The sequence below is a fragment of the Janthinobacterium sp. RA13 genome (assembly GCF_000745325.1).
Classification (GTDB): Bacteria; Pseudomonadota; Gammaproteobacteria; order Burkholderiales; family Burkholderiaceae_D; genus Janthinobacterium; species Janthinobacterium rivuli.
Genome location: NZ_JQNP01000001.1, coordinates 2,395,918 through 2,412,028, shown reverse-complemented (window position 1 = coordinate 2,412,028; position 16,111 = coordinate 2,395,918). Strand labels below are relative to the sequence as shown.

16 protein-coding genes are annotated in these 16,111 nt (G+C 62.1%); 14 read left to right on the top strand and 2 right to left on the bottom strand.

From position 1 onward, the window contains the following. Positions 1 to 11: 11 nt before the first annotated feature. From hisS to FG13_RS10580, 14 genes are all read left to right on the top strand, one after another. The gene (hisS, locus tag FG13_RS10645) at positions 12 to 1,373 is read left to right on the top strand and encodes a histidine--tRNA ligase (RefSeq protein ID WP_035820715.1); all 1,362 of its coding nucleotides are present in this window, start codon (positions 12 to 14) and stop codon (positions 1,371 to 1,373) included. Between the two features lie 54 nt (positions 1,374 to 1,427). Further along, a complete protein-coding gene (locus FG13_RS10640) occupies positions 1,428 to 2,096 on the top strand; it encodes a tetratricopeptide repeat protein (RefSeq protein ID WP_035820713.1) in 669 nt (222 codons plus the stop codon). A gap of 85 nt (positions 2,097 to 2,181) precedes the next feature. Further along, a complete protein-coding gene (bamB, locus tag FG13_RS10635) occupies positions 2,182 to 3,327 on the top strand; it encodes an outer membrane protein assembly factor BamB (protein WP_035820711.1) in 1,146 nt (381 codons plus the stop codon). Positions 3,328 to 3,331: 4 nt separating this feature from the next. Beyond that, on the top strand, positions 3,332 to 4,678 hold the full coding sequence (gene der / locus FG13_RS10630; protein WP_034752028.1) for a ribosome biogenesis GTPase Der: 1,347 nt from the start codon (positions 3,332 to 3,334) through the stop codon (positions 4,676 to 4,678). A 241-nt stretch (positions 4,679 to 4,919) separates the two neighbouring features. Beyond that, complete coding sequence (gene hfq / locus FG13_RS10625; RefSeq protein WP_008450615.1) at positions 4,920 to 5,156, top strand: RNA chaperone Hfq; 237 nt, start codon at positions 4,920 to 4,922, stop codon at positions 5,154 to 5,156. Positions 5,157 to 5,270: 114 nt separating this feature from the next. Then, positions 5,271 to 6,494: a GTPase HflX gene (gene hflX, locus FG13_RS10620; RefSeq protein WP_035820708.1), complete on the top strand. Its 1,224-nt coding sequence runs from the start codon at positions 5,271 to 5,273 to the stop codon at positions 6,492 to 6,494. Between the two features lie 2 nt (positions 6,495 to 6,496). Next, positions 6,497 to 7,792: an FtsH protease activity modulator HflK gene (gene hflK / locus FG13_RS10615; RefSeq protein ID WP_035820706.1), complete on the top strand. Its 1,296-nt coding sequence runs from the start codon at positions 6,497 to 6,499 to the stop codon at positions 7,790 to 7,792. Next, the gene (hflC, locus tag FG13_RS10610; RefSeq protein ID WP_035820704.1) at positions 7,792 to 8,679 is read left to right on the top strand and encodes a protease modulator HflC; all 888 of its coding nucleotides are present in this window, start codon (positions 7,792 to 7,794) and stop codon (positions 8,677 to 8,679) included. The genes hflK and hflC overlap by 1 nt, the downstream gene beginning before the upstream one ends. A gap of 267 nt (positions 8,680 to 8,946) precedes the next feature. Continuing rightward, entirely contained in the window at positions 8,947 to 10,107 is a 1,161-nt protein-coding gene (locus FG13_RS10605) for an ATP phosphoribosyltransferase regulatory subunit (protein WP_035820702.1), read from the top strand. 3 nt (positions 10,108 to 10,110) lie between these two features. Next, positions 10,111 to 11,424, top strand: a complete 1,314-nt coding sequence (locus FG13_RS10600; protein WP_034752021.1) for an adenylosuccinate synthase — start codon at positions 10,111 to 10,113, stop codon at positions 11,422 to 11,424. Between the two features lie 66 nt (positions 11,425 to 11,490). Next, on the top strand, positions 11,491 to 12,036 hold the full coding sequence (locus tag FG13_RS10595; RefSeq protein ID WP_034752020.1) for a phosphoribosyltransferase: 546 nt from the start codon (positions 11,491 to 11,493) through the stop codon (positions 12,034 to 12,036). Between the two features lie 65 nt (positions 12,037 to 12,101). After that, the gene (locus FG13_RS10590) at positions 12,102 to 12,611 is read left to right on the top strand and encodes a GNAT family N-acetyltransferase (RefSeq protein ID WP_035820700.1); all 510 of its coding nucleotides are present in this window, start codon (positions 12,102 to 12,104) and stop codon (positions 12,609 to 12,611) included. After that, complete coding sequence (locus tag FG13_RS10585) at positions 12,608 to 13,534, top strand: WD40 repeat domain-containing protein (protein ID WP_035820697.1); 927 nt, start codon at positions 12,608 to 12,610, stop codon at positions 13,532 to 13,534. Before FG13_RS10590 ends, FG13_RS10585 begins: the two co-directional genes overlap by 4 nt. Beyond that, positions 13,531 to 13,836: an NIPSNAP family protein gene (locus tag FG13_RS10580; RefSeq protein ID WP_035820694.1), complete on the top strand. Its 306-nt coding sequence runs from the start codon at positions 13,531 to 13,533 to the stop codon at positions 13,834 to 13,836. The genes FG13_RS10585 and FG13_RS10580 overlap by 4 nt, the downstream gene beginning before the upstream one ends. Positions 13,837 to 13,909: 73 nt before the next feature. Here FG13_RS10580 and FG13_RS10575 read toward each other — a convergent pair whose 3' ends face one another. After that, a complete protein-coding gene (locus FG13_RS10575) occupies positions 13,910 to 15,337 on the bottom strand; it encodes a Dyp-type peroxidase (protein ID WP_035820691.1) in 1,428 nt (475 codons plus the stop codon). 74 nt (positions 15,338 to 15,411) lie between these two features. Then, entirely contained in the window at positions 15,412 to 15,870 is a 459-nt protein-coding gene (locus tag FG13_RS28920) for a hypothetical protein (RefSeq protein WP_152598735.1), read from the bottom strand. Positions 15,871 to 16,111 lie beyond the last annotated feature (241 nt).

Sequence of the window (16,111 nt, the reverse complement as noted above, 5' to 3'; positions counted from 1 at the left end):
AGAAGAACACTATGTCCGAAAATAAAAAGCTCGACAAGATCACCGCCGTCAAAGGCATGAACGATATCCTGCCGGCCGACGCTCCGCTGTGGGAATTGTTTGAAAACACGGCGCAATCCGTGCTGCAAAGCTATGGCTTCCAGCAGATCCGCACGCCGATCGTGGAAGAAACGAAATTGTTCGCGCGCGCCATCGGCGCCGTGACCGATATCGTGGAAAAGGAAATGTATTCGTTCACCGATTCGATGAACGGCGACAACCTGACCCTGCGTCCTGAAGGCACGGCCGGCGTGGTGCGCGCCGTGGTCGAGCACAACCTCGTGTACGAAGGCCCGAAACGCCTGTGGTACAAAGGCCAGATGTTCCGCCACGAGCGCCCGCAAAAAGGCCGCTACCGCCAGTTCCACCAGTTCGGTGCGGAAGCCATCGGCTTCACGGGCCCGGATATCGACGCCGAGCTGATCATGATGACCCGCCGCCTGTGGGATGATCTGGGCCTGGAAGGCATCCGCCTGGAACTGAACTCGATCGGCGACGCGGCCGAGCGCCTGCGCCACCGCGCCGACCTGATCGCCTACCTGGAAAGCCACAGCGAGCTGCTTGACGAAGAAGCCAAGCGCCGCCTGCACAGCAATCCGCTGCGCATTCTCGACACCAAGAACCCTGCCATGCAGGATCTGGTCAATGGCGCGCCGAAGCTGCTGGACTACCTGGGCGAGGAATCGCTGGCCCACTTCCACGGCGTGCAGAAGATTCTGAACCACAACAATATTCCATTCGTCATCAATCCACGCCTGGTGCGCGGCCTCGATTACTACAACCGCACGGTGTTCGAGTGGGTCAGCGACAAGCTGGGCGCGCAAGGCACGGTCTGCGCCGGTGGCCGCTATGACGGCATGGTGGAAATGTTCGGCGGCAAATCGACGCCCGCCGTCGGTTTCGGCATGGGCGTCGAACGCCTGGTGCTGCTGATGAAGGATGCGGCCGAGCCGGAACAGCCAGCCCAGTGCGACGTGTATCTGGTGCATCAGGGCGAGCAGGCAGGCTTGCAAGCGTTCGTGCTGGCGGAGCGGATTCGCGATGCGGGCCTGGACGTTGTGCTACATTGCGCAGCGAGCAACGGTGGCGGCAGCTTCAAGACGCAAATGAAAAAGGCCGACGCCAGCGGTGCGGCGTTTGCCGTGATCATGGGCGACGATGAAATCGCCAACAATGTCGCGACGGTGAAAGCCATGCGCGAAGCCGATGCCGGCGCGCAGCAGAACACGGTGCCGTTCGACGACGTCGTCGACTACGTGGTGGATCAGATCATCGGCGACCACGATTGCGGCCATGACCACGGTCCTGGCGGCCACGTGCATCACCACCACTGATTTGCAGCAAGACCGTTCTACCCTCGATCAACTACTCATTAAAACTGACGACCCATGGCATACGATCACGAAGAACAAGAACAACTGGCAACCCTCAAGGCCTGGTGGCAGCGCAATGGCAATCTGACCTCCTGGGTCCTGATCGTGGCGCTGGCAGGCTACAGCGGCTGGGCTGGCTGGCAGTACTACCAGCGCACGCAGGCTGCGCAAGCGGGCCAGCTGTACGACGAACTGCAAAACGCCATCGCCGCCAAGGACACGGCCAAGGTGATGCGCGCGGCCGGCGACATGCAGTCGCGTTTCGGCGGCACGGCATATGCGCAGATGAGCGCCCTGTCCGCTGCCAAGGTGGCGTTCGACGCGAATGACCTGAAAACGGCCAAGACCCAGCTGCAATGGGTGGCCGAGCATGGCACGGAAGAGTACAAGGCCATCGCCAAGCTGCGCCTGGCAGGCGTGCTGCTGGATGAAAAAGCCTACGATGAAGCGCTGAAAGTGCTGGCGACGGCTTCCGTGGCGCAATTTGCCGGCGCCGTGGCCGACCGCAAGGGCGACATCCTGGTGGCGCAAAACAAGCTGGCCGATGCGCGCACGGCTTACCTGGCCGCGATAGCCGCGACGGACAAGAACAATCCAGGCCGTCAGCTGATCCAGGTCAAGCTGGAAGCGATCGGCGGTACGGTACCGGAAGACAAGGCCAAGGCTGACAAGGCTGCCGCCTGACAGGAACACTGATGGTTGTGCAGCGCGGCGTTGTGCGTCGCCTGCCTTGCCCTTACAAGTACAAGAAAAAGGTTGGATAACACTTATGCGTGTCACTGAAAAGCTGGTAGCTGCAAGTCTGTTGGCCCTGATGGCCGGTTGCTCGTCCTGGAACCCGTTCGCCTCGAAAGATCCGAAAGTCGAACCGGCCAAGCTGGTCGAGTTAAAATCGAGCATCGCCGTGCGCGACGCGTGGAAGTATTCGATCGGCAAGGCAGGCGTGTACGCGTTTACGCCTGCGCTGGCCGGCAGCAGCCTGTACGTGGTCAATGCCGATGGCGCGCTGGCGCGCCTGGATGCGGCCAGCGGCCGTGAGACGTGGCGCATCAAGGCCGGCAGCGACATCACGTCGAGCGCCGGCAGCGATGGCACGGTCGTCGCAGTGGGCGCCGCCAAGGGCGCCGTGCTGGCATTCGACGCCGATGGCAAGCAACTGTGGAAGGCGCAGGCGTCCAGCGAAGTATTGACGGCGCCTGTCGTGGGGCAGGGCGTGGTCGCCGTGCGCAGCGTCGACAACCGCATCGTCGGCTTCGACGCCAAGACGGGCGAACGCAAGTGGACGGTACAGCGCGCCACGCCGGCATTGACCCTGCGCAATGCGCCGGGCATGGTGCTGGGCGGCGCCAACATCTATGTGGCCCAGCCGGGTGGCAAGCTGCTGGCACTGACAGCGGCCACCGGTGTGGTACGCTGGGAGATCGTCGTCAGCGAACCGCGCGGCGCCACCGAACTGGAGCGCGTCTCCGACATCGCCGGCGCACCGGTGGTGTTCGAAGGCGAAGTATGCGCCGTGACGTACCAGGGCAAGGCAGGCTGCTTCGATGCCGCCACGGGCGTGCCGCGCTGGACCAAGCCGATCTCGTCCGATGTGGGCGTGGCCGTCGACCAGCGTTTCGTGTTTGTTGCCGACGCTCAGGGCGCTGTCGTGGCGTTCAGCCGCGAAGGCGGCCAGAGCGCCTGGAAGAATGAGGCGCTGGCGCGCCGCCGCCTGTCGACGCCGGCCTCTTATGGCCGCAGCGTCGCCGTCGGCGACTATCAAGGTTACATCCACTTCCTGTCACGGGAAGATGGCGCATTAATAGGTCGTGTCAGCACCGACGGTAGCCCGATTGTTTCGGCTCCCGTTGTTGCCGGTTCGAATTTGATTTTTCAAACCCAATCAGGGACAGTGACCGCTCTCGCGGTCGAGTAATACAATGAAGCCGGTAATTGCACTAGTAGGTCGACCCAATGTTGGGAAATCGACTTTATTCAATCGTCTGACCCGCTCGCGCGATGCGCTGGTGGCGGATTTGCCTGGGTTGACGCGCGATCGTCACTATGGCGAAGGCCGTGTCGGCGAACGTCCCTTCCTGGTCATCGATACGGGTGGTTTCGAACCCGTCGCCAAGGAAGGCATCATGCACCAGATGGCACTGCAGACCAAGCAGGCCGTGGCCGAGGCCGACGTGGTGGTATTCATCGTGGACGGCCGTCAAGGCCTGACCCCGCATGACAAGACCATCGTCGACTTCCTGCGCAAGAGCGGTCGCCCGGTCTTGCTGGTGGTCAACAAAAGCGAAGGCATGCGCTACACGGCCGTCGTGTCCGAATTCTATGAATTGGGCATGGGCGATCCGTATGCGATCTCGTCGGCGCACGGTGACGGCGTCAACGACCTCGTCGAAGTGATGCTGGACCTGGCGTTCGCGCAGCGTCCGGACGAGCCTGAAGAGCTGGAAAAGACCGACCGCGGCATCAAGATCGCCCTCGTCGGCCGTCCGAACGTGGGCAAGTCGACCTTGATCAACACCTTGCTGGGCGAAGAGCGCGTGATCGCCTTCGACATGCCGGGCACGACGCGCGACTCGATCGAAATCCCGTTCGAACGCGATGGCCAGCAATACACCCTGATCGACACGGCCGGTATCCGCCGCCGCGGCAAGGTGTTTGAAGCGATCGAGAAATTCTCGGTGGTGAAAACGCTGCAGTCGATTTCCGAAGCCAACGTGGTCGTGCTGATGCTCGACGCGCAGCAGGATATCTCGGAGCAGGACGCGCACATCGCCGGCTTTATCCTGGAATCGGGCCGCGCGCTGGTCGTGGCCGTGAACAAATGGGATGGCTTGCAATCGCATGAGCGCGATGAAATCAAGATCGATATCGACCGCAAGCTCGATTTCCTGTCGTTCGCGCAGATGCATTTCATTTCGGCGCTGAAGGGCACCAACATCGGTCCATTGATGAAGTCGCTCAACGCCGCGTATGCAGCCGCCATGTGCGACCTGTCGACGCCGAAGCTGACGCGCGCCCTGATCGAGGCCGTGGAGAAGCAGGAGCCGCGCCGCAAGGGTTCGATCCGTCCGAAGCTGCGTTACGCCCACCAGGGCGGCATGAACCCGCCTGTGATCGTTATTCACGGCAATGCGCTCGACGCCGTCGGCGACCCGTACAAACGCTATCTGGAAAAACATTTCCGCGATACGTTTGCCCTGGTCGGCACGCCGCTGCGCATCGAACTGCGCACGGGTAAAAATCCGTTTGCACGCACGCCAAGCAAGTAATGTTTTACATGCTGAATTAAGTGCAGATTAAGGCGCCGCGGAGATAATGCGGCGCCGGCCACCATTTAATGGCTGTTTGCACGGAAATAATAAAGTGTTAATGCGCCATGCGCGACAGCGATCGCGAAAACAGGTTACAGTAGCTATGACGCATCTTTCTTTCTTTGAAAGGTGTGAGAGCACTTGAAATCAAGCGAGTCGCCTCCAATTCTTACACAACAACATAAACAACGGAGCTGTTATGAGCAACAAAGGGCAACTGTTACAAGACCCATTCCTCAATGCATTACGCAAAGAGCATGTTCCTGTCTCGATCTACCTGGTCAATGGCATTAAATTGCAGGGCCATATCGAATCGTTCGATCAATATGTCGTATTGCTGCGCAATACGGTGACACAGATGGTGTACAAGCATGCCATCTCGACAGTGGTGCCGGCCCGTGCCGTCAATCTCAATATTGAATCTGAAGCGGAGTAAAGCGTTGAGCTTGACGGCCCAGCGCCTTTCACCCTCCATCGCCCCCGTCCGCGCCAGCGGCGCTGATGCGTTTGCATCGGCGTCGGCGTCCGCCACAACTCATCAGTTGCCATCATGCGCGCGGCACTAGTCGGGGTTGACTTCGGTCACAGCGACTTCGCCGCCAGCATGGAGGAACTCATGCTGTTGTCGCGTTCGGCTGGCGCCGACCCGATTTCCACCATCACGGCCAAGCGTTCCAGTCCCGATTCCGCGTATTTCGTCGGCAGCGGCAAGGCCGATGAAATTGGCGACGTCGTCGTCAACGATGGCCTGGAAATCGTCATCTTCAACCATGCCCTGTCGCCCGCACAGCAGCGCAATCTGGAAAAGCGCCTGAATGTGCGCGTGCTCGACCGTACCAGCCTGATCCTCGACATCTTTGCGCAGCGCGCCAAGAGCCACGAGGGCAAGCTGCAAGTCGAGCTGGCGCAGCTGCAGCATCTGGCCACGCGCCTGATCCGCGGCTGGACCCACCTTGAGCGGCAAAAGGGCGGTATCGGCTTGCGCGGTCCCGGCGAAACGCAGCTCGAGACCGACCGCCGGCTGATCGGCGACCGCGTCAAGGCCTTGCGCGCCCGCCTGGAAAAGCTGCACAAGCAGCGCGAAACGCAGCGCCGCGCGCGCGGCCGCAATCACACATTTTCCGTGTCCCTGGTCGGCTATACCAATGCCGGCAAGTCGACCCTGTTCAATGCCGTGACCAAGGCCGGCGTGTATGTCGCCGACCAGTTGTTCGCCACCCTCGACACCACCTCGCGCCGGGTTTACCTGGGCCAGGAAGTGGGCAATGTGGTGATCTCCGACACGGTCGGCTTCGTGCGCGAATTGCCGCATCAGCTGGTGGCGGCCTTCCGCGCCACGCTCGAAGAAACCATCCATGCCGATTTGCTGCTGCACGTCGTCGACGCCGCGTCGCCGGTGCGCATGGAGCAGATCGAACAGGTCAACCTGGTCTTGAAAGAGATCGGCGCCGATCATATTCCGCAAATCCTCGTGTGGAACAAGATCGATGCGGCCGGGCTGGAGCCTTCGGTGGAACGCGATGAATATGCTACGATCAGTCGCGTGTTCGTCAGTGCGCAGAAGGGCAGCGGGCTCGACCTGCTGCGCGATGCGATCGTCGAGATGGCCAGGAAGGCGCCTCGTTCGGCCCACCTCTATCAGAACGACGCAGCACCGCAGGAAGATCAGTTTGACGGTCAGTACGACCAGCACGATGGCGCCGCCCCGGACCAGGACGAAGAGCCTGGCGAGGACGATAGGATTTCCACTCACTCCCAAGTCGGAACACGATAGTTATGCTTGTCTCCCTACTCAAAAAAACAGGCTTGAAGTTGTCCCTGAACGATCCCCGCTGGGGCAATCGCAAGGACGACGGCAAGAAAGCCCAAGAAGGCAAAAAGCCCGGCGAAGGTCCGCCGGACCTCGATCAGTTGTGGCGCGATTTCAATCAGCGCCTGAACGCCTTTTTCGGACAGAAGAACCGTCCCGACAACGGCGGCAATAACAACGGTGGTGGCGGTGGTCCGCGTCCCGACATGAAGGGCGCCGGCATCACCGCCGGCGTGGTCGGCGTGATCGCCGTCTTCATCTGGCTCGCCAGCGGCGCCTTCATCGTGCAAGAGGGCCAGAGCGGCGTCGTGCTGACGTTTGGCCAATACACGCGCACGGCGCCGGCCGGTCTCAACTGGCGCTGGCCGTATCCGTTCCAGACCGATGAAACCGTCAACGTGTCGCAGGTGCGCACGGTGGAAGTTGGCTATCGCACGTCGCTGCGCAACAAGCAGGCCAGCGAGTCGCTGATGCTGACGGACGATGAAAACATCATCGACATCCAGTTCGCGGTGCAGTACACCTTGAAAGATCCGGTGGAATGGCTGTTCAGCCTGCGCGACCAGGAAGACACCTTGCGCCAGGTCGCCGAAACGGCGATCCGCGAAGTGGTCGGCCGCAGCAAGATGGATTTCGTGCTGTATGAAGGCCGCGAAAAAGTGGCCTTCGACACGCAAAAATTGATGCAGCAGATTCTTGAAGATTACAAGTCTGGCGTGTTGATCAACAACGTGACGATGCAGGCCGTGCAGCCGCCGGAGCAGGTGCAAGCCGCCTTCGACGATGCCGTCAAGGCAGGCCAGGACCGTGAGCGCCAGAAGAATGAAGGTCAGGCCTACGCCAATGACGTCATTCCGAAAGCACGCGGCGCGGCATTCCGCCTGGTGCAGGAAGCCGAGGCCTACCGGGCCATGGTGACCGAGAACTCCGAAGGTAATGCGTCGCGCTTCAAGCAGGTGCTGGTCGAGTACCAGAAGGCGCCGGCCGTCACGCGCGACCGCATGTACCTGGAAACGATGCAGCAAGTGTTCAGCAGTGCCAGCAAGGTCATGGTTGACGCCAAGACGGGCAGCAATCTGCTGTATCTGCCGCTCGACAAGTTGATCGCCCAGCAGGCGGCGTCGGACGCCTCGGCCGCGGCAGCGCGCGCCACAGCGGCCGCACCCGCAGCCAATACCGTAATGCCACAGGAAGCCATGCAGACAGTAGAAGTCAATTCGCGTCGCGACAGCCGCTCTTCGCGTGAACGGGAGAGCCGCTAATGAACCGTATCGTCGCCGCCCTGATCGCGGGCTTTATCGCGATCATGCTCCTTTCCTCGACCGTGTTCGTCGTCGATCAGCGTAAATACGCCATCGTCTTCGCCCTCGGTGAAGTCAAGGACGAGATCAGCGAACCAGGCTTGTACTTCAAGCTGCCGCCGCCATTCCAGAACGTCATCTACCTGGACAAGCGCATCCTGACGCTCGACACGCCGGAGCCGGAGCGTTTCATCACGGCCGAGAAGAAGAATATTCTCGTCGACGCGTATGTGAAGTGGCGCATCGTCAATCCGAAGACCTATTTCCGCAGCTTTGGCGGTGATGAAAGCCGCGCCCGCAACCGCATGTCGCAAATCGTCAAGGCCGCGCTGAATGATGAAATCACCAAGCGCACGGTGCGCGAAGTGATCTCGGGCGAGCGCGGCAAGGTGATGCAGGCGATCAAGGCCAAGGTGGCCGCCGAGGCCGAGGCCATCGGCGTGGGCATCGTCGACGTGCGCCTGAAACGCGTCGACTACGTCGAGCAGATCAACAACTCCGTGTACGAGCGCATGAAGTCCGAGCGCGTGCGCGTGGCCAACGAGCTGCGTTCGACCGGTTCGGCCGACTCCGAGAAAATCCGCGCCGACGCCGACAAGCAGCGCACGGTGATCCTGGCCGAAGCGTACCGCGAAGCCGAGAAGATCCGCGGCGAGGGCGACGCCAAGGCATCGCAAGTGTATGCGGAAGCGTTTGGCCGGAATCCGGAGTTCTACAAGTTTTACCGTAGCCTGGAAGCCTACCGCGCCACGTTCAAGGACAAGGGCGACGTGATGGTGGTCGATCCAAGTTCGGAATTCTTCAAGTACTTCAAGGGTAACGGCACGGCCGCTCCGTCCAAGAAGTAAAACAGCATCGACACTGCCCCCGGCCGCAAGACCGGGTGGCGGCAGCGGGGCCGGCATCGATGCCGGCCCCGTTTTTTTGTGCCCGCCAGGCTGTTGCGGGAAGGCGTAAAATGCGGTGTTTTTAGGGCTGTGCGGCAGCGTTTCGGACAACTTATCCCTAAAGGCCCGTGTTTTCGCGTAAAATATCAGGTTCGGCCTCTTGCCTGGCGCGCCCGCTGCTGCCTCGCATGATGCATTTTTCAACTTTCTTCCGTATCTCGCTCCCTCATGCCGAATTGGCTTTTGCCCGAAAATATTGCCGATGTTTTGCCGTCGGAAGCGCGCAAGATCGAAGAGCTGCGCCGCCTCATGCTGGATAATTTCCGTCTGTACGGATATGAACTGGTGATGCCGCCGCTGCTCGAGTATCTGGAATCGCTGATGACCGGCGCTGGCAAGGATACCGACCTGCGCACGTTCAAACTGGTCGACCAGCTGTCGGGCCGCATGCTCGGCCTGCGCGCCGACATGACGACGCAAGTGGCGCGCATCGACGCCCACCTGCTCAACCGTGCCACCGTCACCCGCCTGTGCTACGCCGGCAGCGTGCTGCATACCCGTCCGTCGGGTCTGCACGCCACCCGCGAGCCGCTGCAGATCGGCGCCGAAATCTATGGCCACGCCGGCCTGGAAGCCGATGCCGAGATCCAGGAACTAGCGCTCGCTTCGCTGGCACTGGCCGGTTTCGACAGCGTCCGCCTGGATTTGTCGCACGTCGGCCTGTTGCGCGCTATCATTGCGCAAGACGCCGCCGCCGTGCGCGACGAAGCTGCGCTGTACACCTTGCTGCGCGCGAAAGATGCGCCGGGCCTGCGCGCCCTGACCGCATCCTACGATGCTGTCACGCGCGATGCGCTGCTGGCCTTGCCGAACCTGTACGGCGACATCGACGTGCTGGCGCGTGCGCGCGAAGTGCTGCCGCCGCTGCCGGGCGTGCTGAAAGCGCTGGCCGAGCTGGCGGCGCTGGCAGGCTCCGCGCTGGGCCGCGCCGAAGTGGCGATCGACCTGGCCGACCTGCGCGGCTACCAATATGAAAGTGGCGCGATGTTTGCGCTGTATGTACCAGGCTTGCCGAACGCGGTTGCGCGCGGCGGCCGTTATGACCACGTCGGCGAAGCGTTCGGCCGGGCACGTCCCGCGACCGGCTTCTCGCTCGATTTGCGCGAACTGGCGCGCCTGTTGCCGACCGCGGAACGGAAGCATTCGATCCGCGCGCCGTGGGGCAGCGCGCCAGAATTGAAGGAAAAAATCGCCGAGTTGCGCAAGGCGGGCGAGGTCGTGATCCAGAGTATGCCGGGTCACAGTAATGAACAAGACGAGTTCGAGTGCGATCGCGTGCTGGTACTTGCCGATAATGGTAGTAGCTGGATTCTTAAAAACTTAGGTTAAGTGATGTCAAAGAAAATTATGGCAAAGAACGTCGTTGTCATCGGCACCCAATGGGGCGATGAAGGTAAAGGCAAGATCGTCGACTGGTTGACCGATCACGCCCAGGGTGTGGTGCGCTTCCAGGGCGGCCACAATGCAGGCCACACGCTGGTCATCGGCGGCGTCAAAACCGCGCTGCAGCTGATCCCGTCGGGCATCATGCGTCCAGGCGTCGCCTGCTACATCGGCAACGGCGTGGTCGTTTCCGTGCCGGACGTGCTGCGTGAAATCGACAAGCTCGAAGCGGTCGGCGTCGAAGTCGCTTCCCGCCTGAAAGTGTCGGACGCGGCGCCCGTGATCCTGCCTTACCACACCGCGATCGACCTGGCGCGTGAAGCCAAGCGTGGCGATGCGAAGATCGGCACCACGGGCAAGGGCATCGGCCCGGCCTACGAAGACAAAGTGGCGCGCCGCGCGATCCGCATCGCCGACCTGCTGAACGAGAAGCGCTTTGCTGAAAAGCTGGCCGAAAACCTCGATTACCACAACTTCGTGCTGGAAAACTACCTGAAGGCACCGAAAGTCGACTATCAGAAGACCCTCGACGACGCGCTGGCCTATGTGCCGCGTCTGCGTCCGATGGTCACCGACGTGTCGAGCGCGCTGTACAAGGCGCACAAGGCCGGCGCGAATCTGCTGTTCGAAGGCGCGCAGGGTTCCCTGCTCGACGTCGACCACGGTACCTATCCGTTCGTCACCTCGTCGAACTGCGTGGCCGGCAATGCCGCCGCCGGTTCGGGCGTGGGTCCTGGCATGCTGCACTACATCATGGGCATCACCAAGGCCTACACGACGCGCGTCGGTTCCGGCCCGTTCCCTTCGGAACTGCCAACGGATGCGGGCGTCGGCCACCACCTGGCGCAAGTCGGCCATGAATTCGGCACCGTGACGGGCCGTGCCCGCCGCTGCGGCTGGTTCGACGCCGCCTTGCTGCGCCGCTCCGTGCAGATCAACGGCGTGACGGGCATGTGCCTGACCAAGCTGGATGTACTGGACGGTATCGAAACGCTGAAACTGTGCACCGGCTACACCATCGACGGCGTAGCCACGGACATCTTCCCATCGGGCGCTGAAGAAGCCGCCCGTTGCGTGCCGGTGTACGAAGAGATGCCAGGCTGGACGGAAAGCACGGTCGGCGCGAAATCGCTGGCAGCCCTGCCAGCAACGGCGCGCGCTTACATCAAGCGCATCGAAGAACTGGTCGGCGTACCGGTGGACATGGTTTCGACCGGTCCGGATCGTGAAGAAACGATCGTGCTGCGTCACCCATTCGAGTAAGCTGCTGGACATAATCCGCCGCAAGGCGGATTTTTTTAATCACGCTAATAATAAGATTCCACTATCATGACTACCCCACAATCGAACGATCAACATCTCTGGGTCAACTGGGAAGAATACCACCGCCTGATCGAGCGCCTGGCGCTCAAGGTCTACGAATCGGGCTGGAAATTCGACCAGGTATTGTGCCTGGCGCGCGGTGGCGTGCGTCCCGGCGACGTCTTCTCGCGCATTTTTGATTTGCCACTGGCCATCCTGTCGACCAGCTCCTACCGCGAAGACGCGGGCACGGTGCGCGGCGACCTCGATATCGCCAAGTACATGACGATGACCAAGGGCCCGCTGGCCGGCCGCATCCTGCTGGTCGACGACCTGGCCGATTCGGGCGTCACCCTGGACAAGGTCACGCGTCACCTGAAGGAAAACTTCCCTGACGTGACCGAAGTCAAATCGGCCGTGATCTGGCTGAAGGGCTGCTCCGTCGTGCGTCCCGACTACTTCCTCGACGAACTGCCGCACAACCCGTGGATCCACCAGCCGTTCGAAGACTACGACGGCCTGCGTCCGCACCAGCTGGCCGCGTGGATCAAGAAGGGCGAAGCAGGCAAGTAATTGCGTGCGCGCTTGCAAAAAAAAGACGATCGTGTATCGTCTTTTTTTTCGTCCAAGGAAATGCGATGACCATACTGACGACGGCGCGCCTGCGCCTGGAACCGATCAATGAGAGCCATTACGAGCGCATGCGCACGCTCAACACCGATCCCGAGGTGATGACCTATTTGAACGCGGGCCAGCCCGAGACGGAAGAGGACACGCGCGCGGCCATCACGCGCACCATGGGCCGCTGGGCCGAGTGGGGCTATTCGTGGTGGGCGATGATACGCCTCGACGATGGTGAGCTGGTGGGCATGGCCTGCCTGCAGCACCTCTCCGGCGTCAAGGCCAATCCCCTGGAAATCGGCTGGCGCCTGGCGCGCACCAGCTGGGGCCAGGGCTATGCCAGCGAAGCGGCGGCTGCCATCGTCGCGCATGCGTTCGACGTCGTCGGCGCGCCCGAAGTGGTGGCCGTCGCCCATCCCGACAATGCGGCATCGATCAAGGTCATGACGCGCCTGGGCATGCAGTACGCGGGCATGGAGCGCCATTACGACCTCGATAGCGTCGTCTACCGGCTGGCGCGCCCATGACGGCAGCGCAGAATCCCCTGAAGCTGGGCTGCAGCTACGGCGTGCGCTTTTCACCGGATGGCACGCGCCTGGCCGTGCTGGGCCGCGACCTGGTCCTGTGGGACGTGGCGGCGCGGACCAAGCTGTGGCGCGGCAAATTCATCGCGCACATGTCGGGCATGGCCTTTTCTCCCGATGGCGGCCGGCTGGCCATCAAGAGCACGACGGGCCAGCTGGCCGTGCTCGATGCCGTAGCGGGGCAAGTGCTGGTGAACTTCCAGAACAAAAAGGATGGCGAAGGCAGCGGCCCCGCGTGGTCGCCGTGCGGCCGGTATCTCGTCGACGGCGGCTGGGATGGCCGCCTGCGGGTGCGCGATGCGCAGACGGGCGAAGTACTGTTCAAGCACGAGCACCCGGGTGAGATGCTGCGCGGTGTCTATGCCATCGATGGCGGGCGGCGTTTGCTGGTCCTGCATGGCGTCAAATCGGTGGAGGAAGGGCAGGCGCAGCCGCCCGACTACTGCAGCGTATGGGACTGGCCCTTGCAGGCGGGCGGCGGGCGCAAGGTGCTGTCGCTGCCCAGCCTGGCGTCGTGCGCGCCATCGCCCGATGGCGCGCGCCTGGCCGTGCTCCATTACGCAGGCAGCGACGAATATCTGTCCGTGCATGCGATGGACGATGGCCGCGTGCTGGCCACGGCGCGCGTGGAGGCGGGCGCCGGCACGGGCGATGCCTTGCGCTGGCTGCCCGACGGCAGCGCGCTGGGACGCATCGGCAAGGGCAAGCTGTTGTTCTACGCCTGGCCTGGGTTAAACGTCCTGGCGCAGGAAGATGTTACCTATCCCTGCGCGCTGGATTTTGTGCCTGGCTCGCCATTGACCGCCATCGGCTCCTGGGAGTCCGGCATGCTGATGGATCTGAACGTTTACAAGGAAACCGCATGATCACCTGTCACCTGCGTTACATCATCGACCCGTATAAATTGCGGGAATTCGAAGCCTACGGCAAGCTGTGGATACCGCTGGTCGAACGTTTCGGCGGCCAGCACCACGGCTATTTTTTGCCATCCGAGGGCGCCAGCAATGTGGCGCTGGCCATGTTCTCGTTCCCCAGCCTGGCCTTGTACGAGCAGTACCGCAGCGACTCGATGCAGGACGCCGAATGCCAGGCCGCCTTCCGCTATGCCGAAGAGACGCGCTGCATCATCAGTTATGAGCGCAGTTTTTTCCGGCCCGTGTTTGCCTAATAGCGTCCATCGCGCTGACAGGATCAAGGCAAGCGGTCCGGGACGTTCCCGCTTGCCTCCTTAGCCCGTCCGCCTAGCCGAGGTTCGCCAGGTAGCGCAAGCCCGTGATGCTGGGGAAGAAGCAATACACGCCGCCACGCGTGATGACGCTGCGCGAGAAATGCTGCAGTGTGGTATTGCCGCTGCCCTTGGGCCCCACGCCGGGCAAGGTGAAGGAACTGACGGCCGGGTCGTTGACACCCAGAAACACGTCCTGGCCGCTGATGTTGAGCGTGGCATTGCCCGCCTCGGGACCGGCCGGGCCGACGGCCGATTTGACGAAAATATCCTCATTGTTCCACTGCTTCATCAGGAATTCGAACTGATTGCGCAGGCTGGCATTGATGAAATAGCCGACCAGGCCGCGCTGCTCTGCGATGGGGGCGGCCGGATCATATTCGCTACCGTAGGGCATGGCGCGCCGCACGATGCGGTGGTGGCGGGCGGAGGCGCCCACGACGGCTTCGTCGCGCGGATTGTTGCGCCGGATATGCGCGCCGATCGGGCATTTCAGACCCAGCGTGTCGTCCAGTTCCGGCTGTTCATCGACATAGTGAAAGCGGTTCAGGCTGGCGTCCGGCAGCACGGGGCCGGCCTCGTCCGGCCTGAGCACGAGCGGATTGCCGTTGCGCCAGCGCCCGCACATCTTGGCGGCCACCATTTCGGTGCTGAGCCCGGAACTGGCCGCGCCCTGGCTCAGGATGCTGTCGAACAGGGGCACGTCCTGCTCCAGGATGCGGAAGGCGGCGTAGCTGCCATTGGTGGACAGTTGCGGTGGCTGCACCTCGTAGGTGCCGCCGTTCTCATTCTGATAGCCGAGCAGGAATTCCCCCGTCATGACGCTGTTGAGCGGGTCAGGGTCGTGTTCGTGCTTGCGCTGCGGTGCGCCATCGACGTCCGGCTGGGCGATGCTGTCGCGGTAGCCGAAATGCACGCGGTTGTCTGGCAGGGCCACGCCGTCGTGTGCATACAGTTCACGCCAGCCGGCGGCAAAGGCGCGGCGTAGTCTGGCCGAGCTTGCCTCCAGCACTTCCGTCGATTCGCTGACCCACAGGCTCAACAACGCATGCACCTGGCCCGCCTGGGTGGCCGGCCCCAGGTTGCCGAGCCAGTGTTCGGGGGCGCTGTCGCCCACGTCGCCCACGGCCTTGACGCTGGCCGGGTCGGCTGCACCCCGTTGAAATGCCTGGTCAAAGGTGGCCAGATCGGTCGCGGCAACGCCCAGCGCCGACAGGCCGGGAGCGGTAAAGCTGAGGTTCAGGAAGCAGGGCGGCTTGGGGCGGATATGGCGCGCGGTGGTAACGGACGGCAAGCCGTCGCTGCCGTCGAGCAGGGCCGCGATGGTGCACCGTGCCTGCGCCGCATCCGTGATGCTGAAGATGAAGTGGCGCGCCAGGTTGACGCGGTAGCCGCGCAGGATCGTGCCTTGCACGTCGTCGTAATCGATGGTGGGATCGGCCATGCTGTCTCCGGGGGCTGGGGTGGTGGCTGGCAGGGTGGTGGGGCCGCTTGCGCAGCCTCGGCGTGGTGTTTGGTTCAGACCGAGGCGAGGATTTTCTGAACGGTCTGCGGATAGGCGCTATACAGGCCATTATTGGGCACGTGCTGCGCGGCGTCGTTGGCCGTGATGAAGGCTTCAAATGCGGTCACGTGCTTGGCAACGGGCATCAACGCCTTGCCACCCACGACAAACTGCAGCAGTGCGTCGAATACCTCGCCCAGCTGGTCCACGAAATCTTCGATGTAGTCGTTGAAGCTGCCGTCATACTCGGTGATCACGCCGATGATCAGGGTATCGGAAGTGCCCACCGATTGAAGGTTGGGCAGCAGATTGGCCTGGGAGCGGTCAAGCAGGGTGAAACGGGCAAAGTGCACGGTACCAATCTCGGTGAGGGCGGCATTGATCTTCGCCTGGTATTCCACCAATGTCGCGGCGATGGCGGTCGGGTTGGTGCCGGGAAGTACCGGCATCATTAAGCACAGTGGATTTGCCATGGAAGGCTCCTCATTACGTGGTTGTCGGGAGGACCGACACTACGCCGCGGCGCCTGGTGCGTCAAAAACTATATTTTCGCACATGTTGCTAAATGTATACTATTGCAACATGATAAATATGCGAAATGCGGTCTCATGTGGATAGTTGCCGAGGCTGGCCGGCGCCGGCGGACACTCTGCCGCCAGGCTGTTCCCGCCTGTTTCAGGAAGCGCAAGTGGCGCCGTCGGCAGCGCAGGGTTC

Excerpts from the sequence above, each read along its gene's own strand:
- hflC (WP_035820704.1), top strand. The coding sequence starts at position 7,792 with ATGAACCGTATCGTCGCCGCCCTGATCGCGGGCTTTATCGCGATCATG.
- FG13_RS10605 (WP_035820702.1), top strand. The coding sequence starts at position 8,947 with ATGCCGAATTGGCTTTTGCCCGAAAATATTGCCGATGTTTTGCCGTCG.
- FG13_RS10580 (WP_035820694.1), top strand. The coding sequence starts at position 13,531 with ATGATCACCTGTCACCTGCGTTACATCATCGACCCGTATAAATTGCGG.
- FG13_RS10575 (WP_035820691.1), bottom strand. The coding sequence starts at position 15,337 with ATGGCCGATCCCACCATCGATTACGACGACGTGCAAGGCACGATCCTG.
- FG13_RS10595 (WP_034752020.1), top strand. The coding sequence starts at position 11,491 with ATGACTACCCCACAATCGAACGATCAACATCTCTGGGTCAACTGGGAA.
- hisS (WP_035820715.1), top strand. The coding sequence starts at position 12 with ATGTCCGAAAATAAAAAGCTCGACAAGATCACCGCCGTCAAAGGCATG.
- FG13_RS10590 (WP_035820700.1), top strand. The coding sequence starts at position 12,102 with ATGACCATACTGACGACGGCGCGCCTGCGCCTGGAACCGATCAATGAG.
- hfq (WP_008450615.1), top strand. The coding sequence starts at position 4,920 with ATGAGCAACAAAGGGCAACTGTTACAAGACCCATTCCTCAATGCATTA.
- FG13_RS10585 (WP_035820697.1), top strand. The coding sequence starts at position 12,608 with ATGACGGCAGCGCAGAATCCCCTGAAGCTGGGCTGCAGCTACGGCGTG.
- der (WP_034752028.1), top strand. The coding sequence starts at position 3,332 with ATGAAGCCGGTAATTGCACTAGTAGGTCGACCCAATGTTGGGAAATCG.
- hflK (WP_035820706.1), top strand. The coding sequence starts at position 6,497 with ATGCTTGTCTCCCTACTCAAAAAAACAGGCTTGAAGTTGTCCCTGAAC.
- hflX (WP_035820708.1), top strand. The coding sequence starts at position 5,271 with ATGCGCGCGGCACTAGTCGGGGTTGACTTCGGTCACAGCGACTTCGCC.
- FG13_RS10640 (WP_035820713.1), top strand. The coding sequence starts at position 1,428 with ATGGCATACGATCACGAAGAACAAGAACAACTGGCAACCCTCAAGGCC.
- FG13_RS10600 (WP_034752021.1), top strand. The coding sequence starts at position 10,111 with ATGTCAAAGAAAATTATGGCAAAGAACGTCGTTGTCATCGGCACCCAA.
- FG13_RS28920 (WP_152598735.1), bottom strand. The coding sequence starts at position 15,870 with ATGGCAAATCCACTGTGCTTAATGATGCCGGTACTTCCCGGCACCAAC.
- bamB (WP_035820711.1), top strand. The coding sequence starts at position 2,182 with ATGCGTGTCACTGAAAAGCTGGTAGCTGCAAGTCTGTTGGCCCTGATG.